Origin of the sequence: Cloacibacillus porcorum, from assembly GCF_001701045.1 — a bacterium.
Classification (GTDB): domain Bacteria; phylum Synergistota; class Synergistia; order Synergistales; family Synergistaceae; genus Cloacibacillus; species Cloacibacillus porcorum.
This window is the reverse complement of sequence record NZ_CP016757.1, coordinates 330,452-354,793: the sequence shown is the minus strand read 5'-3', so window position 1 is coordinate 354,793 and position 24,342 is coordinate 330,452. Positions and strand designations below refer to the sequence as shown.

Genomic DNA, 24,342 nt, shown 5'->3' with positions numbered 1-24,342 from the left:
ATGCCGCAGTCCGGCATTGCAGAGTTGTTCGATGTTTGCACTAGTCAACAAAACCTGGACAGTTGACTTGCTTAACTCTGTATAGTAGGGGGGTATCTCGTTACGTCCTACTCCTAAAACTGCCGTTTCCGCTATACGCCTCCTTATACTGTTTCGGCGTCATGTATCCCAAAGCATAGGCCGGACGCTCTTCATTGAAGAATTTTATGTATTCCTCTATCTCCCGCTCTATGTTTTCTTTGCCTGTTACATGAAAGTCTGTAAACAGCTCCGCTTTCAGCCAGCCGTTTATCGCTTCCATCGCCGCATTGTCCGTAGGAGTTCCGCTTCTGGACATGGAGTGGGCTATATGGTTCAGTTCCAAGATGTCGTTGTATTTCTTGGAGGCGTATACCGCGCCCTGGTCTGTGTGCAGTATCGTCTGCCATTCCGTTTTTTTATCTTTATTCATTATCAGTCCTTCCAGCCCGTCTATGTATGTCATTCTGTCTCCGCGCCTTGAAGACAACGCATGGCTTACTATTTCGTTGTTCCATAGGTCCATATACAGTGTCAGCTCATAGTACGTACCTTTGAAGCAGAATGCCGTCATATCGCTCGCTATGTACTGCATCGGTGAGTATACCGGCAGGCCTGCAAGAAGCAGGTTGGGGAATAATCTGTACGGATTGCCTGGTTTTTTATAACGGTAGTGTTTTGCCTTGCTCTTTATACCGGCAGCCCTGCAACATTTATAGGCGTACGGATCTGAATGGACTATTCCGGTGTCAAGGCGTATCTTCGCGTTAAGCCATCTGTATCCGTGCGACGGATATCTTTTATGATATTCCATAAAGAGCATTACGCTTCTAGCAAAATCCCTCGCTCTTTTGGACGGTTCAAACAGGCTGCGTTTCCAGTTATAGAAGCTGCTTCTGGGAATCCCCGTCACACGGCACAGGATGACTACAGGAAAATACTCGGATAGTTCCAGAATTACTTGGTATTCGAGCTGTCTAAAAGGATATATTCCTTTACCGGACCATCTCCTTTCACCTCGTAGCCTTTTTTTAATCTTGCTTCCGCTACTTTCGCTTTAATCAACTCAACAATGAGTTCTTTTTTTGTCATGGACTCATAATCTGATAGGTCAGGCTGTCTTTCGGAAGGCTTGTAAACATAACTGTCCGAACCGTTTCCGGAAGACTTGGGCGGCAGACTGTTGGAATCACGATACATCCGCATATAGTCCCTAGCCGTGTCGTCGCTGATGCCGTAGGCTTCGGCAGCCTCGTAACGTGTCATTATCCCCTCATAAACTTTTCGTCCGATTTCAAGACGCTCTTCTTTCGTGTATCGCATTACAGGCCTCCTGTGCATATAAACATGGCTCTTGTGCCACAAGATATTATTGTCATGTATAAAAGACAATTATATCTTGTCTCACTTTTACCCCCTATATGTACAGGATTAGTTTAGCAGTGCAGTTCGTCAAAAGATTTGCGGCCTTTGCCATGGGCTGCCCCCTCCCCTGTGCACGCGAAAAATTCAAGGAACAATTTTCCACTTTATTCTTGACAATTAACATCAATAAGACGATAATATATTCATCATAAATGATGAGTGTTGATTCATCAAAAATCTCCTGTCTTTTTTATACCAGCATCAACATAATAGCGAAGGGAAGTGTACCTGTTCATGTCACATCCGGTTCTGGTAAAGGATATCCTGAAGGCTCTCGACATCATAACTGGCGGCCGCGTGGTCAAGAGTTACGCGGATATCACCGGCGGCAATCATTTCGTAACGATCAAGACCTCGCATATTCCCGGAAAATCAGTGATGGAGCTGCCAGGCCTCATCTGGGGAAACCCCGAAAGGGAGGTCCGCCGCCTCGCGGTGATGATGACGATGACGGAGAACGCCATCGAACTCGCGGGGGCCACGGGAATTGACGCGCTTGTCGTCCACCATCCGATCGCTGAGGGGGCGAACTCCGGCGGCGTTACGCTGAAAAATTATCTCGACCTCTACAACCTTGTGGCCTTTGAGCTGCACGAGGCCTTCCACGGGTTGCACCCCGGCATCGCCTGGCTGCACGGCAGCGTAGCGAAACAGGCCAATATCGCCTTCGGCGGCATCCCCGGCAAGATCGTCTGGTACGGCGAGGCGATGGCGGAGGTGCCGACGCTCGGAGCGATGATCGAGCGCATCGAGAAGATAATGGGCACGGCAATCGAGGAGAATATGCTCGCCGAGGAGAAAAAACACCGCTGCTGCGGACACCTCTGCGAGACGACGGTATCCGCGCGCGCAAAGATATTCGCCGGCAGCCCGGACTCGACGCTCGGACGCACGATAACGATCTTCCCTCACACCGGCTTCGGCCCCGAGGATCTTGAAAAGGCCTACGCGGAGTACCCCGCGGACACCGTGGTGGCAAACATCAGCCGCCCGCTGCCCGACAGCGGGCTCGTCGAGAAGGCCCGTGAGCTCGGCATGAATTTTGTCGCCGGCAGTTCGCACGCGATGGAGATATTCGAGAACGGCGTACCGCTCGCCTTTGCTCTAAAATACCAGCTCCCAGATCTCGAAGTACTCATCTTCCGTGAGCGGATGGTGAGCATCCCCATAGAGATGGTGGGCACGGAGGAGCTCCGCGATTACGGTTCACGCATGGCCCGAGGATACCTGCCGCGCCCGAAGGCATAATTTTACTTTATCATAATAAATCGCTAACCAAGACCAATCATTAAGAATACATCTTTAAAAGACCAGTTGGTTTTCTCCACCCGCACCAGATATCGGTGACTTATTATCTATCTTATTTAAGAGGGAGATGCGGACAAGATGGCAGCAAACAATGAAAAGCAGCGAAAGGTTTCACGTATAGAGGCGGTAGGCCTGGTACTTGTTATTTTCTCAATGGCGATGTTATTCCTCAACGCCGGAGCCGTCGGAGGACTCTTTAACGCGATGTTCAACCGCGCCTTTAAGGTCGTCGTACCCGTATATGTGACGGGGAGCATCGGCTGCGCGATCATCATCAGCGTCACAATGGGGCGTATCCTTGAACGTCTCGGCTTCACGGACGCGCTGATGAGGATATTCGTCCCCCTCATGAAGTATGTCGGCGTCAACGCCTGTGTCGCCATTCCCGTCATCTACAACATCCTCGGCGACGTCAATGCCGCCGGGCGCATTTCAAGCCCGATATTCAAGAAGGCCGGCGCGACGAAGGACGAACAGAAGATCGGCATCGCCACGATGATGCAGGCCCCCTGCTCCTTCTCGATCCTCATCTTCGGCATTATCGCGATGACCGCCGTCAATGTCCGCGTATTTCTCGTCCTCGTACTGAGCTACTTCCTGCCCATACTCCTCGTGCCGTTCTTCCTGCGCCTGACTATCTGGCGCGACTGCAAGGCCGTCTCCCTGCACGAGATACCGATCTTCACGCCGGAGACCGGATTCCTGCCGACGATCTTCGGCGCGGCGAAGGAGGGCGCGGAGCTGCTCTTCACACTCATCATCCCGGCCTGTGCGATAGTCTTCGCGGGCATCGGCGCGCTTGACTTTTTCGGCCTCTGGGCACCCTTCGAAGGCGCGCTCGCCGCGATGCTCACCTGGATGAATATCGAACCGGAGAGCGGCGTCGTTTCACTGCTCGCGGGAGGTTCGCTCGCGATGGCCCAGATCAAGGATATCGCGATGAACTTCACGCCGCAGATGATCGTCGGCTCCTTCGTTCTCGCCTCATCCGGCTTCCCGCTGCAGGTCATCTTCGGGCAGGTCCCCGTCATCTGGACCGCCTCGACGGACCTATCGCATCGAGACTGCATCGTCGCCGCCACCATCGGCGCGGCCATCCGCCTCGCGACGGCGGGGATATTCGCGACCTTCCTTGGATTCCTCTATCTTAGGTAGTCCTTAAAACCACGTCAAATCACAGCGCGGCGGAGACGAAACCGGTTCCGCCGCGCCGCGGACCGTAGTTGTCTCTATTGACAAAATATGGGAGCGATGATAGTTTATACGCTACAATTGAAAAGTACCCGTGGGGGAGTAGTGGCGCGCGGGAGCGCGTGGCAAGTCAACATCCTGGCTGAGGTTTAAAAGTCTGGCTTGTCTTAAATAACGAGACTCATGTATTGCTCTGGAAGCTTTACATTGAGTCTTTTTTTGTGGCTCAGGTAAGGCTCGCGCAGAGCCGATACCTGGGTCTTTTCGTTGTATAAGACGAAAGGATGTGGAACTCGAAATGCAGCAGCCAGAAAAGAGCCCGACAGAGAGGGAGCCATTCCGGGAGAGCGCCGCCGAAACACTGAGTAGACTCGGCGTCGATCCGCGGCGCGGACTGACCGAGGCAGAGGCGGCGGAGAGCCGCCGCCGTTACGGAGAAAACAGCTTTACGAAGAAAAAGCCCGCTTCAATGCTGCGGCGGCTTGCGGAGGCCGCCCGCGAGCCGATGATACTCATGCTGACCGCGGCGGCGCTGATTACGCTGGGCGTGAATATCGCGCGCGGCATGAGCGGCGGCGAGACGGATTTTATCGAATGCGCGGGGATCTTCGCGGCGATATCGCTCTCCATAATAATCACGGTGGCGATGGAGGGACGCAGCGCCAAGGCCTTTGAGGCGCTGAACCGAATCGCCGACGACACCAAGGTGCGCGTGATAAGGGAGGGCGGCGCGGAGCTCATCCCGCAGCGGGAGGTCGCCGTCGGCGACATCCTCAGCGTGGAGACGGGAAACAGGTTCCCAGCCGACGCGAGGCTGATAGAGAGTACCTCCCTGACGGCCGACGAATCGGCGCTCACGGGGGAGAGTATGCCGGTGCATAAAGAGGCGGCGGCCATCTTCACCGACGCCGGAACGCCGCTTGCCGAGCGCGCCAATATGCTCTATTCCGGCTGTTTCGCGGCGGGAGGCAGCGGCCTGGCCGTCGTCACCGCCGTCGGGGACGCGACGGAATTCGGCAAGATCGCGGGCGAGCTGTCGGACTCGGAGTCGACCGCTACGCCGCTGCAGGAAAAGCTGGCGAAGATGGGCAGGAGGATCGCGCTGCTCGCGTCAGGAGCCGCGGCGGCGGTCTTTCTGCTTCAGCTCGCCTCCTTCATAGCCAGGGGCACCGCCTCGCTGGAGACGGTCTCCGAGGCCTTCATCACGAGCATAGTGCTGATCGTCGCCGCCGTCCCCGAGGGGCTGCCGACCATCGTCGCGGTCTCGCTCGCGATAAATATTATCAAGATGTCAAAGCACAACGCCCTCGTCAAGAAGATGGCGGCCTGTGAGACGATCGGCGCTATAAACGTCATCTGCTCTGATAAGACCGGGACGCTGACGGAAAACCGCATGACGGTGACGGATATCATCGCCGGAGGAACGCAGAGCAAACCGCAGCCGCTCGGCGTCGGCTCGCTGCTCGATAATTTCTGTCTCAACGGCACTGCCGAGATTCATTTTGAGGGGGAGAGGGCGGCCTTCATCGGCAACCCCACGGAATGCGCGCTGCTCGTCGCGGCGCACGGCGCGGGGCACGACTACCGCGCCATCCGTGGGAGCAGCGCCGTTCTCCATTCCTTCCCCTTCTCCTCGGAGACTAAGAACATGACCACCGTCGCCATGAGAGACGGGGTCATAACGGCCTATACCAAGGGCAGCCCGGAAAAGATACTCTCAATGTGTTCCCTGTCAGACGGCGAGCGGAGGGAGGCCGAGAAGCACATCACGGAGTTCCAGGAGCGGGCGCGCCGCGTGATCGCCTTCGCCCACCGTGACATTACGGCTTCCAAAGATTATGCTACGGAAAGGGAGATGATAGAGAGCGGCATGACCTTTGACGGCTTCGCCGCGATCGCCGACCCGCTGCGCGCCGACGTCTTTGAGGCGGTGGAACGCTGCCGCGGCGCCGGCATCGACGTCAAGATCCTGACGGGAGACAATATCACCACCGCCGCCGCGATCGCCGGCGAACTCGGACTGCTCGGCGACGGCCATTACGCGGTGGAGGCGCGGGAGCTTGAGTCCCTCTCCGACGGCGAGCTGGCGGAGCGGCTGCCCGCGATACGGGTCATCGCGCGCAGTACGCCGTCTATAAAGATGCGGGTCGTCAAGACGCTGAAGGCCCTTGGCAGCGTCGTCGCCGTCACCGGCGACGGCATCAACGACGCTCCCGCGATCAAAAGCGCCGACGTCGGCATCGCGATGGGCATCTCGGGGACGGAGGTCTCAAAGGAGGCGAGCGACATCGTGCTGCTGGACGACTCCTTCTCCACCATCGTCAAGGCTGTACAGTGGGGACGCGGCATATACCGCAACTTCCAGCGTTTCATCCAGTTCCAGCTCACCGTCAACCTGTCGTCGGTGCTCGTCATCCTCCTGTCGGTCGCGGCCGGTTTAGAAGCGCCCTTCACCGCGATTCAGATACTGTGGATAAATATAATCATGGACGGGCCGCCCGCCCTCACCCTCGGCCTTGAGCCGGTACGCGGCGACCTCATGAATCAGCCGCCCGTCAGGAGAGACGCCAGCATCGTATCGAGGGAGATGCTCTGGAACATCGTCACAAACGGCCTGTACATCACGGCGCTATTCATGGCACAGCACTGGCTGAACTTCCTCGGCGGCACGAAAGAGCAGCAGCCTTCGATCCTCTTCACGCTCTTCGTCGTCCTCCAGCTCTTCAACGCCTTCAACAGCCGCGCGCTGGGCAGCGTCAGCGTCCTGCGCGGCTTCGGCGCCAACAGGCTGATGCTCGGAGTATTCGCATTGACCTTTGCCCTGCAGGTGCTGATCACACAGTACGCGGACGGCCTCTTCAAGACCACGCCGCTGCCCCTTGCCGTCTGGCTGAAGATCGTCGCCCTCGGCCTCTCCGTGATCCTGCTCTCTGAATCAGTGAAGCTGATAAGGCGCGGCCTTGGGAGTAAAGCGTAAATAAAGGGGCGGGGCAGAGCCTCTCCCTCCGCGCGTGACGCGAGCCGCCTTTTCTCATCAACGCCGCGGCCCGCGCCGCATCCGCCACAGGTACGGAAGGCTGTCGTCCTCATGATATATGAGAAATATCTGCGGGAAAAAGCTATAAAAAGAGAGGCCCCTCCATGAAAGGAAGGACCTCCCGTCGGCAGGCGCTCTATTTAAGGTCACATAAGGCAGATGGCCAAAACGGTCGAGACGAATAGCCCGCAGAGCACGGGGATGAAGTTCCGCCGCGCGAGCTCGATGGGGCTGACGCCGGCGATTCCCGCGGTGGCCGCGAGGCCGAAGGCCCAGGGGACGAGACAGCCTCCGCCCGTCCATATTGAACCCATCTGTCCGACGGAGGCGATATAGGAGACGTCAAGCCCCAGCGGGCCGCCGATCGCCTGCGCGAGGCTGCCGGTCAGGGGGAGGCCTGTGAAAAATGTCTGAAATGACAGGAAGGGCACAAAAATGGGGACGCGCGAAGCGTCCCCATGATAACAGTTTTAGCAGATTTTTTCCGCGAACAGGCCGCTTAGCCCGGTGGTTTCAACCTTCTTGGCTATCTCCGTCGGGTCGCATAGGTAGAGCCCGCGTTCCTTCATACGCTCAAAGTAGACGGAGCCGGAGAAGGTGTATTTCGTGCCGCGGCATTCGTCCCTCTTCATCTCGTCGGTGACATGGTTGATAAAATCTCCGACCGCGAGAGCATCCGGCAGCTCGATCAACTCTTTGCCGGCGGCGTGCCGCACGGCGTTGCAGCCCGCGAGAGTGCCGGTGACGACCGCCTCGGTATGTCCAACCATCGCGCCGCCCTTTTCTCCGGCGCAGAAAATGTTGTCCACCTCACCCTGGGCCTGGAGGCTGTGGGAGCAGTTGGCAAACTGGAAGTAGCGCATCGAATTTCCCTTACCGCCGGCGATCGGGTCCTCATAACGGGCCTTCTCAAAGCCGGGTACGAGGCGCAGCTTCTCCAGCGGGAAGTAGGGTGTCATCAGCTTTGCTGGGCCGGTGTCCAGCAGAACAATATTCTCCGCAAAGTCTTTTGTAGCGTACTGCTGACAGGCCTTCATTCCAAGCTTCTCGCTCATATTGGCGGCGGCGGGGATGGGTACGACGCAGACGCCGGTCTCGTTTAGTTTTTTGACGATCTCCGCGGAGAGCGATTCCTTGAAAAGTTTACAGGAGCCGCTCATCGCGCCGAGAGAACCGTCCTTCTTGCGCCCGTTCCACTCCTCGATGCCCGCGAGCGTACAGATGGAGACGCGCGGCGCGAAGCTGTGACAGCGCAGGATGCACATGGCGCAGCCGTTGCCGTATTTCACGCAGTTGCCGGGAACGGCCGAGGTCCCTGTGGCGTCGACAAAGGCGTCCGCCTCATAGACGGCGCCGTCGCGCGCGGTGACGGAGATCATCTTCCCCTCTTTTTTGTCTATCTTCATCGCCGAGGCGCCGGTGACTACTTTGACGCCCAGGCCGATGAGATATTTTTTTACCGCGGGCTCTATCTCATATACATTGTAAAGGCTCGCATGGGCATGTCCGGGAAATTCGATGTTCTTATGTCCGGCGCACTCGTCCATGACATGAAAGAGATCGCCGCCGCCCAGCGCCGTCATCTCCTCCGCCGCCGTCTGACGCCCGTTGTTGCGGTAGATGCCGCCCACGAGCCCCGTGCCGAGGAGCATGTCGGTGCGCTCAAGAAGCACGGCCTCGGCTCCGGCCTTGACCGCCGCTATCGCCGCCGCGCAGCCTCCCCAGCCGCCGCCAACTACCACGATCTTTATCTTATCCATGTAAATAAGCCTCCCTGCGATAATTATTTTAATTCATCAATGAAGAGTAGTGATTAACTTCATTATAATGCCCCTGAAGTCATGTGTCAATCTTTATGATAAAACCAGGCAAACCGGCTCTGTATATGGCTTTTTTAGTATTAACAGCCCCGCCGCAAAAAAATTCTTCGAAAAAATCTCCTCGCTAACTATTGACCAAACGCGATTAATTGGGTAATCTTATGACAGCTAATCAATCATTTGTGATGAATAATAATTCAATAGAGAATTTCTTGAGAGGGGAAGATATGATGAAGGCAAGCAAAGCAGTTCTTGCGATGCTCAAGGCTTATAACGTGACCGATGTCTTCGGCCTGCCCGGCGAGACGACGCTGAGCCTCTACGAAGCCTGGGAGGAATATCCCGAGATAAAATACCACCTTACGAGAGACGAGAGGAACTCCGTCTTTATGGCCGACGCCTACGCGAAGGCCACCGGCCGCGTCGGGATCTGCGAGGGACCGAGCGTCGGCGCTACGCACATGGTGCCCGGCGTCGTCGAAGCCTTCCAGTCCTGCGTGCCGCTCATCGTAATGACGACCGACATCGACCTCAAGACGGGGCCCAAAAATATGCTGACCGGCTTCGACCAGTCGGCGCTCTTCAAAAGCATCGCCAAAGATTCCCTCACCGTCACCGACGCCAGCGAGATACCGCACCTCTTCCGGCGCGCCTTCCGCACCGCAACGACCGGCCGTCCCGGCCCCGTCCACATCCGCATCCCGATGGATACCTTAGAGGGTGAAGTGGCGGACGGCGATATATATGCGCAGAGCCGTTACGCGGCCTTCCCCGGATGCCGGAACAGCGCGGCGGCGGCGGACATCATGGAGGCGGCGAAGATACTTGCCGCGGCGCGCCGCCCGGTGATGATCTGCGGACAGGGGGTCGTCCACTCCTCAGCCTGGGAGGAGGCGGCGCAGCTGTCAAAGATGCAGGATATGCCGGTGGGCTCTACGATCAACGCCAAGGGCTGTATTAGCGACCAGGAGGCGCTGTCGATGGGCGTCATCGGCGCGCGCGGCGGCCGTGAGTGGAACAACAAGATGATAAAAGAGGCCGACGTCGTGCTCTTCGCGGCGACCAGTACCGACTCCGCCAATACGGACGGCTGGAACATCCCCTCGCCAGCTTCGGTGCAGAAGTTTATCCAGATAGATATCTCCGAACGCGAGCTTGGCAACAACTATGACGCGCTGCCGCTCTTCGGGGACGTGCGCGAGACGCTCGCGGCCCTCGCGGCGGCGCTTGAAGGAATGCCGCGCCCAGACCGCGGCGCGTGGGCCGCGCGCTGCGCCGAAGAAAAGGCGGCGCATGAAAAGAGGCTGGAGGGCGTAATGGCGCGTTACGGCGACGAGCTGCACCCGCTTTCACTCGTGCGCGCGGTCGAGAGGCTGACACCCGATACAACCTTCTTCGCCGTCGACCCCGGAAGTTCGGCGATCTACTCCTCCTGCTTCCTGCGTATCGGACGCGCGGGCAGGCGCGCCGCCTACAACTTCTCCATGGGCGCGCTCGGCTACGCGATACCGGCGGCAATGGGGGCACGGTGCGGTACGGCGGCGGAGGCCCCCGTGATAGGGCTCATCGGCGACGGCAGCTTCGGCTTCTGCGGCGCGGAGCTGGAGACGGCGGCTCGCCTCGGGCTGAAGATCGTTTACGTCCTCTTCAATAACGGGGCCTTCGGCTGGATACGCGGCACCCAGCGCGTCCACAGCAAAGCGGAGATCACAGAAAGCTTCCGCCGCTTCACCGACTTTGCGGAGGTCGACTACGTTAAATTTGCCGAATCCATGGGACTCAGAGGCTACCGCGTGGGCGGCATGAAGGAGTTTGAGGAGGTATTCAAAAAATGCCTCGCCGCCGACGGGCCAAGCCTCATCGACGTACCGCTGCCGCCGGAAGACCGGCAGCTTCCCCCAGTTCCCGGCTGGGCCGCCGCGAAGATCGCCAAAGACGAGGATATGACATACTAGATAATATAAAAGATGCCCCAAAAACGATCCTCCGCCCTACGGCGAAGGGTCGTTTTTTACACATTTAGGGTAAAATATCCCTATCCTGCAAAGATCAGAGGTATCTTTATGGACTACAAAAATATGATGGATTTCAGGGGAAAGAGCGTACTTATCACAGGCGGGACCGGCGGCATCGGCGGCGAGTTGGCGCGTGCCTTCGCCTCCTGCGGCGCGAAGGTGGCGATCACCGGCAGAAACATGGAGGCGGCGAAGGCGGTGCTCGCGGACTGCCGCGCCCTAAACGCCGAAGCCTGTTTCGTAAGCTGCGACCTACTGAAGACGGAAAGCATTCCCACAATGGTCGCGGAGTGCATCGACAGACTTGGGAGGATCGACATCCTCTGCAACCACGCCGGATTCAACAACAGAAAACCGGCGCTTGAGTACACGGAAAGCGAGTGGGACAGACTGCTGGACGTCGACCTGAAGGCCGTCTTCTTTACCGCGGCCGCCGTCGCCCGGCGCATGGTGGACAACGGCGTCAGGGGCAAGATAATAAACACCTCCTCCGTCTCCTCGGCGCGCGGCCACAAAAACCTCGCGGCATACGCCGCCGCGAAGGGCGGCATCCGCCAGCTGACAAAGGTGCTGGCCCACGAGTGGGCCGAATACGGCATCAACGTCAACGCCGTCGCCCCAGGTTACGTCGTAACGCCGCAGACGGAACGCTACCTGAGCGACCAGGCGACCCGCGACAAACTGCTCGCGCACATCCCCTTGGCCCGCTTCGGCCGCCCGTGCGACGTCGCCGCCACGGCCCTCTTCCTCGCCTCCGAGGGCGCCTCCTACATAACGGGACAGACGGTCTTCGTCGAGGGCGGCAGGCTGATAGATTAGAAAACAAAATGGCAAGGAGAGACGCCGGAACGAAATCTCCCCTTGCCTATGTGCGGAGGGCAGGTACTTAAAAAAGGAATTTAATTTAAATACTTTTGGATCATTCCTATTTTATTATCCGAATCACCATTGCAACCCCCTGACCGCCGCCGATACAGGCGCTGGCCATGCCGATCTCTTTATTCTGATTGATGAGGCTATAGATCAAAGTCGTTAATATTTTCGCCCCGCTGGCTCCTATGGGATGCCCCAGAGATATCGCTCCGCCGTGTACGTTGAGCTTTTCCATGTCAAACGGCATTTTTCTATGGCAGGCGATCACCTGAGCCGCGAAGGCCTCGTTGAGTTCGATCAATTCCATCTCTTCCAGGGTCATGCCCGCCTTGTCAAGAGCTATTCTCATCGCATCAACGGGAGCGATCGGGAAGTGCTGCGGGTCGGTCGCCGTAACTGCATAGCTCACGATCTCCGCCATTGGCTTCAATCCGTTCACCCGTGCCCATTCCGCGCCAGCGACAAATACCGCGCTTCCCGCGTCACAGAGCGCAGAGCTGGAACCTGCCGTTATCGTACCATTTTCTTTTTTAAAGATCGTCGGCAGCTTTGCCAACGCTTCCAGCGAAATATCCCTGCGCGGTATCTCGTCCGTATCTAAAATAAGCTCGCCTTTTTTCTTATCTTTTAATGTTATCGGTACGATCTCATCCTTGAACAGGCCCTTCTCTATAGCCTCTGCCGCCTTTTTATGGCTGTAGTATGAAAATTCGTCCTGCTCTTCGCGGGTAATGGAGAGCTCGGGTATCACGTAATTCTCAGTTATCTCTCCCATAAGCGCACCCGCCAAAGGACATTGGAAGCCGTCGGCGTGCAGCGCGTCAAGCGCCTCTTGTTTGCCCATACGGAATCCCCAGCGGGCGCTAGGCAGAAGATAGGGGGTGTTGGTAGCGCTTTCCATACCTCCGGCGAGGATCGCCTTCGCGTCGCCGAGACGTATCCTGTCGGCGGCCAACATGGCTGTGCGCAGCCCCGAACCGCAGCGGATATTGACGGTGAAGGCGGGAACATTTACAGGGATACCGGCTTTATACATCGCGTTACGTGCCGGATTGGCTCCCACGCCAGCCTGCCAGCCGTTGCCTAAAATGACCTCTTCCACCGATTCACACGGAGCGCCGGAACGAAGCACCGCCTCTTTGAGCGCGAACGCTCCCAGATCCGTCGCGGAAAATTTTTTAAACTGTCCGCCGAATTTTCCGCCGGCAGTGCGGCAGGCGCTTAAAATAACGGCCTTTTCCATTTATGCGACCTCCAATCCACGATAGACAGCAATATCCTCCGCAACTTCATAATCGGCCTCTGTATTTGCCCTTATCTGTTCCTGGGTCACCTCCGGAGCGATCTCTATCAGGGTCACCTTTCCATCCTTTATTGTAAATACGGCAAACTCTGTCACAACCATATCCACAACGCCGACCGCCGTGAGCGGCAGCGTGCATTTCTTTAATATTTTAGGAGCGCCCTTTTTTGTAACATGGGTCATCGCCACATATACGCGCCTGGCTCCGACAACAAGATCCATCGCCCCTCCCATCCCTGGCACGCTCTTGCCGGGAATCCACCAGTTTGCGAGATCGCCGTGCTGATCGACCTCCAGCGTTCCCAGTACGGTCGCATCGATATGGCCGCCCCTGATAAGCCCGAAACTCGTATCGCTTGAGAAGAAGCTGCCGCCTGGCAGGAGGCTGATAAAGCGCCCACCGGCCCCTATGCACTTGTAATTCGGCACAGACGGAGGAGGACCTATACCGATGGCGCCGTTTTCCGCCTGAAATATGACATGCTTTCCCTCCGGGATGTAATCGGCGACAAGCGTAGGAATTCCAATGCCGAGGTTCACCACCTCCCCTTCCTCAAATTCCATGGCTATTCTCTTTGCTATGCGCTCTCTGACGAGCTGTTCATCAAGTTCTGGTAGCATAGATGGAATCTCCTTTCAATACCAGCATATCAACAAGAACACCTTGGGTCACAATGTTGTCAGGATTCAGTTCGCCTACGTTCACGACTTCGTCCACCTCGGCGATTACGATCTTTGCCGCAGTCGCCATCGTCGGGTTGAAGTTCTTGTTCGTCCCAGTGTACGTAAGGTTGCCCATTCGGTCGGCCCTGAAGGCCCGCACCAAGGCGACGTCGGCTGTAAGCGGCAGCTCGAGGATATATTTTTTCCCATTGATCTCGATGACCTCTTTCCCCTCTTCGACTACGGTACCGACGCCTGTCGGAGTGAGAAAACCGCCTAGCCCGGCGCCTCCAGCCCTGATCTTTTCTACATATGTCCCCTGCGGAAAGAGCTCAAGCTCCATCTTTCCCTCATGAAAGAGCCGTCCGGTAGTCTTGTTGAGCCCCACATGGGAGGCGATCACCTTCTTACAGCGCCCGCCTGCGACAAGTTTTCCCTGTCCGCAGAATTCATAGATCGTGTCGTTGGAAATCAGTGTCAGCTGGTCGGTCCCCTGGTCGTAGAGCGCATCCGTGAGCGTATAGGGAATGCCGCCGTAATTGAACCCGCCAACCATGACTGAGTCACCACTCTTTATACATTTGACGGCCTCTTGCGCGGAAACCACAGGTTTGATGATTTTTTTAGGCATCACACGATTCCTCCCTCTCCTGAAAGCCCTTTCTTTTTAAGATTGATCTTCTGCATAATATAAATTGCCGCAATTATCGCGACTCCGATCAGGTTGCTCGTCAGAGTCGGATATATTATCAAAAATGGAACGCAGAGCAAAAGCAGCCTCTCCACGATATTGAGATCGCTGGCCAGATAACCCTGCACTCCGGCAGAGAGTCCCAGTATCCCGATCAGTGCCGTAACACAGCCTATCAATATGTGGAATACATTACCCTGGAGAAGCAAATAGGGATTGTACACGAACATAAAGGGGACGAGAAAACCGGCGGCGGCGGTGACAAGCGCCGTAAAACCAGTCTTGATCGGATTCGATTTGGCGATGCCGGAGGCCGCATAGGTGGCCAGCGCCACAGGCGGCGTGACGTCCGCCAGCACACCGAAATAGAGACAGAAAAGATGCGCCGACATCATGGGAACTCCCATCTGAGCAAGCGCTGGCGCGGCCAGAGTCGAGGTAATGATATACTGCGCCGTAGTGGGCACACCCATCCCCAGGATGATCGAACCGATCATCGTCAGTATCAGCGCTAGCGGGAGGATTCCGTGCGACAGGCTGAGAACAAACGAGGAAAATGCCAGCCCCACACCTGTGATGGCGATGACGCCGATGACGATGCCGGAGCAGGCGCAGGCGGCCGCCACCTCGATAGCTCCGGTACCGCCGGAGATCAACGCCGCGATGATCTTTTTGGGCGTCATCCTGTGCTCTTTGTCACCAAGCCATGAAAATACTATTATCGCAATGATCGACCAGAAGACGGCCATGGTCGGAGAATAACCCAGCGCGAGAAATACGATCAGTGCCAATATCGGCAGGAGAAGGTGAGCTCCATTGCGCAGAACGACCCTGACCTTGGGGATATCCTCTTTATCAAGGCGTGCCATACGCTTTTTACCGGCGCGGAAATGGACCATCGCCATGATCGATATAAAGTAAAGCGTTGCCGGTATCGCCGCCGCAACGACGATCTCCCAGTATGAGACGCCAAGGAACTGCGCCATAACGAAGGCCGCCGCTCCCATTACGGGGGGCATTACCTGCCCTCCTGTCGAGGCGCAGGCAACTATCGCTCCGGCAAATTCTGAATTATAACCAGCCTGCTTCATTAGAGGTATCGTGAACGCGCCGGTGGTGACGGCGTTGCCGCATGAACTTCCAGATACCGTACCCATCAGGCCGCTCGCGACGACGGCGGCCTTACCGGGACCGCCCTGACTCCTGCCCGCTACCGCGACGGCAAGGTCTATGAAGAACTGCCCCGCTCCCGACGAACTAAGGAAAGCTCCAAAGAGAATGAACAGGAATATAAATGAGGCGGAGACTCCGAGGGGTACGCCAAAGATTCCGTCCGTTCTGAGATAAAGAAATGGAGCCAATTCATCTAAATTAAATCCGCCGTGCGCCAGAATTCCCGGCATATAAGGGCCAAAGATACCGTACAGAATAGCGATGATAGCCATTATCGGCAGCGGCCACCCCATCGAGCGGCGTGTGCCCTCAATGACCAGAAAAACCATTATGCAGCCTATGTATATGTCAGAGGGTATCGCCGATCCCTCGCGCATCGCGATGGCCTCATAATTGTAGAGAATGTTCGCGCATCCAAAGACGAGCGCACCCGCCAATATCCAGTCAAGCCACTCTATCCTTGTCTTCGAGCCTCTCTTCTGAGACATCGGATAACAGAGAAACAGAAGCGATCCCATAAACATCCAGTGCCACGACCGCTGCGTCATAGCGTCGAATAGGCCGAAAGCCGCGGTGTAAAGGTGGAATATGGAGGCAATTATTGCGATTCCGGCGACCAGGTAATACTGGTATCCAGACAATATCCTCTTTTTGCTCTCCTCCGGGTCAACAATAATGACTTTCTCTTCCTGTACAGTCTCTGTCGGAGGGATCATCTTTTTGCCTGAGTCGTCAGCCATTCTACTAAACCTCCTATAATTGGAAACCTTAAAAGCAACACGGGAAGAGCTCAGCCTTCCCGTGTTCCATCTGTCCGTTGATGATTATTTCGACTCTACGTTTACGCCCTTTTCCTTGAAGTATTTGGCCGCTCCTTTGTGGAACGGTATGATGCCTATTCCGGCCTTCTGCGGCGTAAAATCTACCGCCTGAGGCGTAACCTTCATGATGTCTTCTTTTTTCTCAATGAAGATCTTTACCATGTCATAGGCCACCTTCTCAGGAAGCTTTTCGTTAACGACAAGGAAATTTCCGTCGGCGACGGTCTTGACGTCCTGGTCCTGTTTTGAATACGCGCCTTTAGCTATCGTATAGGGCATAAGGAACGGATGTTTCGCCGTGACCTTTGCGATAACATCATCAGGAAGCGGTATCAGCACCACGTCGCGTACTGCCGCGATCTCCATGACCGCAGAGCCGGGGACCGCAAAGTTGAAGAAGGCGGCGTCGATATTTCCGTCCTTAAGCGCAGTTACCGCCTCAGGCTGAGAGAGCTGCTGCTTGCGGAGATCCTTGTCTGGGTCCATACCCGCCGCCTCAAGTATCATCAGGGAAAGGAGCTGGTCACCGCCGCCCTGTGCTCCGAGCGAGACCTTTTTACCCTTGATATCAGAGAACTTTTTGATTCCTGTTCTGGTCGTAGTTACCAAATGCTGCGGAGCGGCATACATATGCATCAGCGTCAAAAGCGGCAGTTTGCCGTCATCTTTGAAAGCTTCCGTTCCCGTGTACGCCTGATACAGCGTTGAGCCCATCGTCATTCCTATCTGGGCCTTGTTTGAAGCCACCAGGCGGCAGTTCTCTTTCGAGGCCGCCGTTGAACGCGAGGTCGCCTTGATATCGACGTTACCCTTGGTAAGAAGCTCCGCCATCACTCCGCCCAGCGGATAATAGGTGCCTCCGACTCCTCCGGAACCGATCGTCACAAATGTCGTGGCGAAGGCCGCCGAGGCAAACAGCGCCAAAATAACCATACTTATTAAAACTCTGCTCTTCTTCATACTGCAATCTCCCTCCTAAATTAGAAAATCCTCTTTTATGGCCTTTATAGAGGTGTGAACACGCTACTTACTTTACAAGAGCCGCTTCCGCTCTCTTGATTCCATTTTTCAGCTTTTCCAGGAGTTCTTTTACCTGAATTTCCGTGATAATCAGCGGCGGCGCCGTCATAAAGTTGTCTCCGCTGGTTCCTCTTATCTGTCCGCCGCCGGGATAAATGATGAGCCCCTCTTCGATACAGGCTTTCGTAACCACATTTGCCGCCGCAGTCTTTTTATCAAACGGCTCCCTCGACGCCTTGTCTTTCACGACCTCAAAACCCCACATCAATCCTTTGCCGCGGACCTCGCCGATTATGGCGCTCTCTTCACCGATCTTTTTAAGCCCTGCGCCCAGAAGTTCGCCCATCTTCGCGGCATTCTCCACAACGCCATGCTCCTTCATATATTTAAAGACGGCGGCCACAGCGGCGGCGCTCATAGGGTTGCCGTTGTACGTATGGCCGTGCATGAAAGCGCCGCTGCCGTCTTTGATCGCCTCTACGATGTTATTTCTGGCGATAATTCCACCCGTCGGCACATAACCGGCCGCCATGCCCTTTGCGGTGGCGATGATGTCAGGGACGACATCCCAGTGGTCAACGCAGAAGTTCTTACCGGTACGCCCACAACCCGTCATTACTTCGTCCGCGATTAGGAGAATGTCGTATCTGTCACAGATATCCCATACCATAGGCCAGTACTCGTCGGGAGGGACCACGGCGCCGACGGTTGAACCAACGATCGGCTCCGCGATAAACGAGGATATATACTGCGGCCCGATTATCTGGATCATCTCTTCCAGAGCCCGGGCGCAAAGCAGCCCGCATTGGGGATATTGCTTATGAAAATGGCAGCGATAACAATATGTAGAGGGGATCTTCGGCGATTCGGCGAACAGGGGGGAAAATACGCGGCGGCGTGCCATTGACCCGGCCACGGCCATCGTGCCGATCGTACTGCCGTGATATGAATTCCATCTGCCGATGGTAATATGTTTGCTGCTGCCGGCACCGTCACGCTCAACATAATATTGCCGTGCCAGTTTTAAGGCCGTCTCAACGGCTTCGCTGCCGCCGCTGACAAACCAGACGTTGTCAAGATCGCCGGAAGCAGTCTCGGCAACGGCCGCCGCGGCCTCTTCCACTATATCGACATGCCAGCGCGACGGGTGGGCAAATTCCAGCCTGCCAAATTGTTTCTCTACCGCCGTTACGATATCTCTGTTGCAATGTCCTAAATTCGAGATAAGCGCACCGCTGCAGCCATCCAGATACCTTTTACCCTGTTTATCATAGATATAGATACCTTCACCGTAGTCTGCTTCTAAATAATTAGTCTTAAAACTTCTTGGAAATAAATGTTGCTGCATAAAATTCCCTCCTTTGTATAATCTATTGAAGGAAATACTTCATTTGTTCACTAATATAATTATATTTATAAATTATATGAAGGAATTCCTTCATATAATTTATAAGTCTTCTGAGCTATTTTGTCAATATAAACAAGTTAAACTTTCCTAGCACAAGCCAATATATATGTGTACAATTATCAATAAATAATTATTAATGGCGGGTGGACAAATTGAGCTGGCAAAAAATAATGGAGCACCTTGAAACGTTGCCTTCGGCGCAGAAAAATATCGCTTCTTATATGCTTTCAAATAAGGAAAAATCTATCTTCATGACAGCGGCGGAGCTTGGGTATAACGCCGGCTCCAGCGAAGCCTCCGCCATTCGTTTGGCGTCCACTCTCGGGTACGCGAATTTCCCCGACTTTATCAAATCGTTACAGTTGGAGGCGCAAAGTCAGCTCTCCACCATCGGACGCCTTCAGCTCCATAAACTGCTTCCAGACGAGGGCGGCTATGTCGCCGGTGTAATAGCGCGTGACCTTGAACTGGCAAAATACTATCTGAAAGCCAATGGAGACAACGACAAAGCTCTCAAACTGCTGGCCGCAGAGATATGTGAGGCGGGAGCCGTATATCTGATAGGGCTGCGAAGCACTCGCTGCCTGGTACAGTATATGGAATATTACCTGTCATGGTTTTTCCCTAAAATTTTCATTCCCTCGTATGAGAATCTTGGCAACTATCTTACCGCGGCTCCTAAGAACAGTTTAACTCTCGGCATAAGTTTTCCGCGTTATACAAGACAGACTGTGGAATGCATCGCCTTCGCAAAAAGCAACGGATTCAAAACGGCGGCGATAACCGATTCCATGAACAGCCCTCTCGCACGAGAGGCTGATATGGCCGTCATTGCGCCATGCTCGCACATCGCGCATATAGATTCCTTATTGATACCAATAGGGCTTATAAACGCCCTGCTCATACAGGTGGCGGAATATATGGGTCCCACAGCCCTTCGCCGTCTGGGAGAGCTGGAGGAGATCTGGGAAAAGAGAGATATCTACTGCTGACAGTAAATCAGAGTCAATAAGCATGATTTAGCGGCAGAGAGATAACAATAAACAGCAATCTGCCATTTAGCCTATCGAAGATAAATCGCTGTTTCACACAGGTTTTTGGCGCCCTTTCTGAGGCGGCCAGGGAGCCAAATCAGAGACCTTCTGATTTAGCTTTTGACTTTGCCCTTGTAGCCTCCCTCTCCGAGGGAGGTGTCGGCCGCTTGCTTTTGGCGGCTGACGGAAGGAGTGTTGCTCTGTTGGGCGCGGTTTCCGCGCCCAACAGAGCCCGCGGCAAAAGCCGCGGGAGAACCTAAGGTCAACTCTCCCTCACCCCGCTTCGCGGGGAGCTCCCTCAGAGAGGGCGCCAAAATCTTTGATAAATCGTTATTTATCTCTTTTCCCGCCCGAAGGAAATCGGCGTTTAGACGTGTCGATGACGACGCGAAATAAGGCCGGAAAACCGCAGGCGCACTTTGGTGCGTCGAGGATTTTCCGGCCTTGTTGAGCTAAGTCAGCGGCACGTATAAACGCCGATTTACTGGTTGTCTTCCATGTGCTTATACTTCGCGTACTTCGCCTTTGCCTCTTCGCTGCCCTCTTTGAAGTATTTCTTCGCGTTCTCGGGGAAGGTGCGTTTCAGCGCCGCGTAACGGACCTCGCCGTCTAGGAACTCCTCATATTCCATCGTCGGAGCTTTGGAGTCTATCGTAAGCGGCTTTTCTTTACGCGGGTCGTAGCGGTAGAGGGTCCAGTAACCGGAGGCGACTGCGCGCTTCATCTCCTCCTGCGCGCTGCCCATACCGCCCTTGATGCCGTGCGCGAGGCAGGGCGTGTAGGCGATTATCACCGAGGGGCCCTCGTATTCCTCGGCCTCGCGCATGGCCTTGATGAGCTGGTTCATATCCGCGCCCATCGCCACCTGCGCGACATATATGTTGCCGTAGGTCATGAGCATTGCGCCGAGGTCCTTTTTCGCGACCTTTTTGCCGCTGATGCAGAACTGCGCTACGGCGCCGATCGGCGTCGACTTCGAGGACTGGCCGCCGGTGTTGGAATAGACTTCGGTATCAACGATCAGCGCGTTGACGTTTTCGCCCATCGCGAGGACGTGGTCTAGGCCGCCGAAACCGATGTCGTAGGCCCAACCGTCGCCGCCGTACATCCAAAAGGTCTTTTTAGAAAGCTGGTCACGGTTCACGAGCATTTCCCGCGCCGTCACGGCGGCTTCGCCGGTGAGTTCGGCCGCAGTAAGCGCCGCCGTCAGCTTTTTCGCCGCCGACGCGGAGCCGTTGAAGTCGTCGAAGGCCGCGAGCCACGCCTCAAGCTCCGCCCTCAGCGCCGCGGGGATCTCCGCCGCAAGCAGCTTTTCGGCGCGCAGCCTCTGTGCCTCGCGCTGCTGTTTCACGGAGAGGAACATTCCGAGGCTGAATTCGGCGTTGTTTTCAAAGAGCGAGTTCGACCAGGCCGGTCCCTTGCCCTCTTTATTTTTTGTGTAGGGTATTCCGGGCATCGCGCCGCCCCAGGCCTGCGAACAGCCGGTGGCGTTGGCCCAGTAGACGCGGTCTCCGAAGAGCTGCGTCATCAGCTTCGCGTATGGGGTCTCGCCGCAGCCGGCGCAGGCCGCCGAGAATTCAAGCAGCGGCTGGCGGAACTGGCTGCCCTTCACCGTCCAGGGATCGAACTTGCCCTCCTTGTCGGAGATGGTAAGGCCGAAGGCCCACTGTTCGGGAAGCGACTTTGATTTTTCTATCGGCACCATCGTCAGCGCCTTTTCTTTGGCCGGGCACACGGTGACGCAGCTGCCGCAGCCGGTGCAGTCGTCGCGGCTCACCTGCATGGAGAAGGAGAACTCCTTCATACCGACCGCAGGCATCGTCAGGAAACCCTCGGGGGCCGCCTTTTTTTCCTCTTCGCTGAGGAGGTAGGGACGGATGACGGCGTGCGGGCAGACGTAGGAGCAGCGGTTGCACTGGATGCAGCGCGCGGGGTCCCACTCGGGGACGCTGGTAGCGATCGCGCGCTTTTCAAAGGCCGTAAGGCCCAGCTCGACGGTGCCGTCCTCGTAACCCTTAAAGGCGCTGACGGGGAGACTGTCCCCCTGCTGGCGGTTGATCGGCTCCAGCAGCTTTTCAACGATCGCCGGTTCACCGGCGCGGCGCTGTTTTGGTTCGTCTTTGGCGTCAAGCCAGGAATCGGGGATTTCAACCTTCACGAGCATCGCGCCGCCGTCTTCGATCGCCGCGATGTTGCGGTTAACGACCTCGTCCCCCTTCGCGAAGAAGGTTTTCCGCACGGCGTCCGCCATATATTCCTTCGCCTCCTCGATCGGGATGAGATCGACGAGGTGGAAGAAGGCCGACTGGAGCGGGATGTTGACGTGGCTGCCGAGCCCGTGCTTCTCGGCGATCTTGGTGGCGTTGATGATGTAGAAATTCGCCTTTTTCCGCGCGAGCTTGCGGCGGATGTCGGCGGGAATCTTGTCTTCAAGCTCCTCCGGCTCCCACGGGCAGTTGAGCAGCAGGGTGCCGCCCTCTTTGAGTTCGCTGACGATGTCGTAGTTCTGGATGTAGGTCTGGTTATGCGCAGCGACGAAATCAGCCCGCTTCACGAAGTATGAGGAGCGTATCGGGCTGTCGGAGAAGCGCAGATGCGATATGGTGACGCCGAATGATTTTTTCGCGTCATATTCAAAATAGGCCTGCCCATATTTCGGCGTGTAGCTGTTGATGATGTCGATGGTGTTTTTGTTCGCGCCGACGGTACCGTCGCCGCCCAGCCCCCAGAATTTGAAGGACATCTGGCGCGCGCCGTCGGGGTAGACCGTCTCGCCAAGCGGCAGCGAGAGGTACGTCACGTCGTCGGTGATGCCGATCGTAAAGTCGTTCTTCGGCTCGGCCTTCGCGAGGTTGTCAAATACTGCGATGATCTGCGTCGGATCGGTATCCTTCGAGGAGAGCCCGTAGCGTCCGCCGACGATCGTCACCTCGCGGCCGGAACCGGTAAAGGCGGTGCAGATATCCTGATAGAGCGGGCCGCCGTTGGCTCCCATCTCCTTGCAGCGGTCGAGCGCGGCGATCTTTTTCACCGTGGCGGGGAGCACCGCGAAAAGATGCTTGATCGAGAAGGGACGGAAGAGGTGCACCTGTATGAAGCCGGTCTTTCTGCCATGCGCGTTGAGGTAATCAACGGCCTCCTCAACCGTGCCGCTGACGGAGCCCATCGCGACGATCACCTCTTCGGCGTCCGGCGCTCCGTAGTAGTTGAAGAGGTGATATTCGCGGCCGGTTACCGCGCTTATCTTCTCCATATAATCTTCCACGATGCCGGGCAGCGCGTCATAGAAGCCGTTGTTGGCCTCGCGCACCTGGAAGTAAATGTCGGGATTCTGCACGGTGCTGCGCATCATCGGGCGCTCGGGGTTGAGCGCGGCGGCGCGGAATTCGGCGAGGGCCTCCCTGTCGAGCAGCGATTCAAGCGTCTCGTAGGGCATCTCCTCCACCTTGTCTATCTCATGGGAGGTGCGGAAACCGTCGAAAAAGTGCATGAAGGGGATGCGCGACTTTATCGCCGCAAGGTGCGCGACGCCGCCGAGATCCATTATCTCCTGCACGCCGCCCGTCGCGAGCATCGCAAGCCCGCACTGGCGGCAGTTCATCACGTCGGAATGGTCGCCGAAGATCGAAAAGGCGTGGGTGCCGACGGTACGCGCCGCGACGTGGAGCACGCCGGGGTGGCGCTGCCCCGAAAGCCTGTGAAGCACGGGGATCATCAGCATCAGCCCCTGCGATGAGGTGAAGGAGGCGGCCAAAGCGCCGGTCTCAAGCGCGCCATGCACCGCCGCCGCCGCGCCGGCCTCAGACTGCATCTCTATCAGCGAAACGGTCTGCCCGAAGATATTTTTCTTTCCCTTGGCGGACCAGGCGTCCGTCTTCTCCGCCATCGGCGAAGAGGGGGTGATCGGATATATCGCCGCCACCTCGGTGAAGGCATAGGCTATATAGGCCGCCGCCTCGTTCCCATCCATCGTTACAAGGTTCTTTTCTCTCATTGCACGGACCCCTTTCAAGCGTTCCGAATTTATCTTAATCTTTGCCGTCTATTGCCGTAATATAGGAAACTATCCTATAGATTTTATCACAATGTCTGAGTCAGCCAACTCTCAGCCGCGAGAATCCCCGCGCAGGGCCCTTTATCAAACGGCATGTTGCCGCTCTGTCCCCGCCCGCAAAACGGAAAATTGCGATTTAACTTTTGTCCTTGTAGCCTCCCTCTCCGAGGGAGGTGTCGGCCGCCTGCTTTTGGCGGCTGACGGAAGGAGTGTTGCTCTGTTTGGCGCGGTTCCCGCGCCAAACAGAGTCCGCGGCAAAAGCCGCGGCAGAACCTAAGGTCAACTCTCCCTCAGTCTCGGCGAAAAACATCGCCGAGCCAGCTCCCTCACAGAGGGCGCCAAAATCTTTGGTAAACCGCAATTTATCTCTTTCCCTACCCTAAGGAAATCGGCGTTTAGAAGTGCGAGTTGCTAAATAACTTTGGGGTCTGCGCCCGGAGCCGTATCTTTATACGGTGAGGACCGCAGACCCCGAAGTTATGACGCAA

General features: G+C 56.2%; 18 protein-coding genes. 6 read left to right on the top strand and 12 right to left on the bottom strand.

Features of this window, described 5'->3' with window-relative positions; all coding sequences use genetic code 11:
• Positions 1-100: 100 nt before the first annotated feature.
• Positions 101-940 carry an IS3 family transposase gene (locus BED41_RS01605; RefSeq protein WP_229712420.1) on the bottom strand — a complete coding sequence of 280 codons (840 nt, stop codon included), beginning with the start codon at positions 938-940 and terminating at the stop codon, positions 101-103.
• 35 nt (positions 941-975) lie between these two features.
• Complete coding sequence (locus tag BED41_RS01600) at positions 976-1,341, bottom strand: helix-turn-helix domain-containing protein (protein WP_066742226.1); 366 nt, start codon at positions 1,339-1,341, stop codon at positions 976-978.
• 336 nt (positions 1,342-1,677) lie between these two features.
• Here BED41_RS01600 and BED41_RS01595 point away from each other — a divergent pair, with 336 nt between their 5' ends.
• The 3 genes from BED41_RS01595 (at position 1,678) to BED41_RS01585 (ending at position 6,919) form a co-directional block, all read left to right on the top strand.
• On the top strand, positions 1,678-2,691 hold the full coding sequence (locus BED41_RS01595; protein WP_066742219.1) for a Nif3-like dinuclear metal center hexameric protein: 1,014 nt from the start codon (positions 1,678-1,680) through the stop codon (positions 2,689-2,691).
• Positions 2,692-2,829: 138 nt separating this feature from the next.
• Entirely contained in the window at positions 2,830-3,906 is a 1,077-nt protein-coding gene (locus BED41_RS01590) for a hypothetical protein (protein WP_066742216.1), read from the top strand.
• A 334-nt stretch (positions 3,907-4,240) separates the two neighbouring features.
• Positions 4,241-6,919 carry a calcium-translocating P-type ATPase, PMCA-type gene (locus BED41_RS01585; protein WP_066742212.1) on the top strand — a complete coding sequence of 893 codons (2,679 nt, stop codon included), beginning with the start codon at positions 4,241-4,243 and terminating at the stop codon, positions 6,917-6,919.
• 206 nt (positions 6,920-7,125) lie between these two features.
• Here the strand turns inward: BED41_RS01585 and BED41_RS01580 are convergent, their stop codons facing one another.
• Both BED41_RS01580 and BED41_RS01575 read right to left on the bottom strand, forming a co-directional pair.
• Positions 7,126-7,410 (bottom strand): hypothetical protein, encoded by a 285-nt coding sequence (locus BED41_RS01580; RefSeq protein ID WP_066742209.1) that lies wholly within the window; start codon positions 7,408-7,410, stop codon positions 7,126-7,128.
• Between the two features lie 39 nt (positions 7,411-7,449).
• Complete coding sequence (locus tag BED41_RS01575; protein ID WP_066742205.1) at positions 7,450-8,739, bottom strand: FAD-dependent oxidoreductase; 1,290 nt, start codon at positions 8,737-8,739, stop codon at positions 7,450-7,452.
• A 287-nt stretch (positions 8,740-9,026) separates the two neighbouring features.
• Between BED41_RS01575 and BED41_RS01570 the strand changes: the two genes are divergently transcribed.
• Together BED41_RS01570 and BED41_RS01565 are read left to right on the top strand one after the other, a co-directional pair.
• Positions 9,027-10,754, top strand: coding sequence for a thiamine pyrophosphate-binding protein (locus tag BED41_RS01570; protein WP_229712369.1), 1,728 nt, complete (start codon positions 9,027-9,029; stop codon positions 10,752-10,754).
• 108 nt (positions 10,755-10,862) lie between these two features.
• Entirely contained in the window at positions 10,863-11,633 is a 771-nt protein-coding gene (locus BED41_RS01565; RefSeq protein ID WP_066742202.1) for an SDR family NAD(P)-dependent oxidoreductase, read from the top strand.
• Positions 11,634-11,739: 106 nt separating this feature from the next.
• On the opposite strand, the gene BED41_RS01560 is transcribed toward BED41_RS01565, so the two are convergent.
• From BED41_RS01560 to BED41_RS01535, 6 genes are all read right to left on the bottom strand, one after another.
• Positions 11,740-12,930, bottom strand: a complete 1,191-nt coding sequence (locus BED41_RS01560) for a thiolase family protein (RefSeq protein ID WP_066742198.1) — start codon at positions 12,928-12,930, stop codon at positions 11,740-11,742.
• Positions 12,931-13,611, bottom strand: coding sequence for a 3-oxoacid CoA-transferase subunit B (locus BED41_RS01555; protein ID WP_066742196.1), 681 nt, complete (start codon positions 13,609-13,611; stop codon positions 12,931-12,933). It lies immediately after the preceding gene.
• Positions 13,595-14,284, bottom strand: coding sequence for a CoA transferase subunit A (locus tag BED41_RS01550; protein ID WP_066742194.1), 690 nt, complete (start codon positions 14,282-14,284; stop codon positions 13,595-13,597). The genes BED41_RS01555 and BED41_RS01550 overlap by 17 nt, the downstream gene beginning before the upstream one ends.
• Complete coding sequence (locus BED41_RS01545; protein ID WP_084002182.1) at positions 14,284-16,257, bottom strand: TRAP transporter permease; 1,974 nt, start codon at positions 16,255-16,257, stop codon at positions 14,284-14,286. The genes BED41_RS01550 and BED41_RS01545 overlap by 1 nt, the downstream gene beginning before the upstream one ends.
• Positions 16,258-16,341: 84 nt before the next feature.
• Positions 16,342-17,298 (bottom strand): TAXI family TRAP transporter solute-binding subunit, encoded by a 957-nt coding sequence (locus tag BED41_RS01540; RefSeq protein ID WP_066742191.1) that lies wholly within the window; start codon positions 17,296-17,298, stop codon positions 16,342-16,344.
• A 67-nt stretch (positions 17,299-17,365) separates the two neighbouring features.
• The gene (locus BED41_RS01535; RefSeq protein ID WP_066742187.1) at positions 17,366-18,706 is read right to left on the bottom strand and encodes an aminotransferase family protein; all 1,341 of its coding nucleotides are present in this window, start codon (positions 18,704-18,706) and stop codon (positions 17,366-17,368) included.
• Between the two features lie 212 nt (positions 18,707-18,918).
• Between BED41_RS01535 and BED41_RS01530 the strand changes: the two genes are divergently transcribed.
• Positions 18,919-19,758, top strand: a complete 840-nt coding sequence (locus tag BED41_RS01530; RefSeq protein ID WP_084002181.1) for a MurR/RpiR family transcriptional regulator — start codon at positions 18,919-18,921, stop codon at positions 19,756-19,758.
• A 523-nt stretch (positions 19,759-20,281) separates the two neighbouring features.
• Here BED41_RS01530 and nifJ read toward each other — a convergent pair.
• Both nifJ and BED41_RS16300 read right to left on the bottom strand, forming a co-directional pair.
• The gene (gene nifJ / locus BED41_RS01520; protein WP_066742181.1) at positions 20,282-23,794 is read right to left on the bottom strand and encodes a pyruvate:ferredoxin (flavodoxin) oxidoreductase; all 3,513 of its coding nucleotides are present in this window, start codon (positions 23,792-23,794) and stop codon (positions 20,282-20,284) included.
• Between the two features lie 196 nt (positions 23,795-23,990).
• On the bottom strand, positions 23,991-24,215 hold the full coding sequence (locus tag BED41_RS16300; RefSeq protein ID WP_157102225.1) for a hypothetical protein: 225 nt from the start codon (positions 24,213-24,215) through the stop codon (positions 23,991-23,993).
• Positions 24,216-24,342: the final 127 nt, after the last annotated feature.

Bases quoted from the DNA above. Each gene is read 5' to 3' on its own strand.
- BED41_RS01600 (WP_066742226.1), bottom strand. From the start codon at position 1,341: ATGCGATACACGAAAGAAGAGCGTCTTGAAATCGGACGAAAAGTTTAT.
- BED41_RS01595 (WP_066742219.1), top strand. From the start codon at position 1,678: ATGTCACATCCGGTTCTGGTAAAGGATATCCTGAAGGCTCTCGACATC.
- BED41_RS01590 (WP_066742216.1), top strand. From the start codon at position 2,830: ATGGCAGCAAACAATGAAAAGCAGCGAAAGGTTTCACGTATAGAGGCG.
- BED41_RS01585 (WP_066742212.1), top strand. From the start codon at position 4,241: ATGCAGCAGCCAGAAAAGAGCCCGACAGAGAGGGAGCCATTCCGGGAG.
- BED41_RS01575 (WP_066742205.1), bottom strand. From the start codon at position 8,739: ATGGATAAGATAAAGATCGTGGTAGTTGGCGGCGGCTGGGGAGGCTGC.
- BED41_RS01570 (WP_229712369.1), top strand. From the start codon at position 9,027: ATGATGAAGGCAAGCAAAGCAGTTCTTGCGATGCTCAAGGCTTATAAC.
- BED41_RS01565 (WP_066742202.1), top strand. From the start codon at position 10,863: ATGGACTACAAAAATATGATGGATTTCAGGGGAAAGAGCGTACTTATC.
- BED41_RS01560 (WP_066742198.1), bottom strand. From the start codon at position 12,930: ATGGAAAAGGCCGTTATTTTAAGCGCCTGCCGCACTGCCGGCGGAAAA.
- BED41_RS01555 (WP_066742196.1), bottom strand. From the start codon at position 13,611: ATGCTACCAGAACTTGATGAACAGCTCGTCAGAGAGCGCATAGCAAAG.
- BED41_RS01550 (WP_066742194.1), bottom strand. From the start codon at position 14,284: ATGCCTAAAAAAATCATCAAACCTGTGGTTTCCGCGCAAGAGGCCGTC.
- BED41_RS01545 (WP_084002182.1), bottom strand. From the start codon at position 16,257: ATGGCTGACGACTCAGGCAAAAAGATGATCCCTCCGACAGAGACTGTA.
- BED41_RS01540 (WP_066742191.1), bottom strand. From the start codon at position 17,298: ATGAAGAAGAGCAGAGTTTTAATAAGTATGGTTATTTTGGCGCTGTTT.
- BED41_RS01535 (WP_066742187.1), bottom strand. From the start codon at position 18,706: ATGCAGCAACATTTATTTCCAAGAAGTTTTAAGACTAATTATTTAGAA.
- nifJ (WP_066742181.1), bottom strand. From the start codon at position 23,794: ATGAGAGAAAAGAACCTTGTAACGATGGATGGGAACGAGGCGGCGGCC.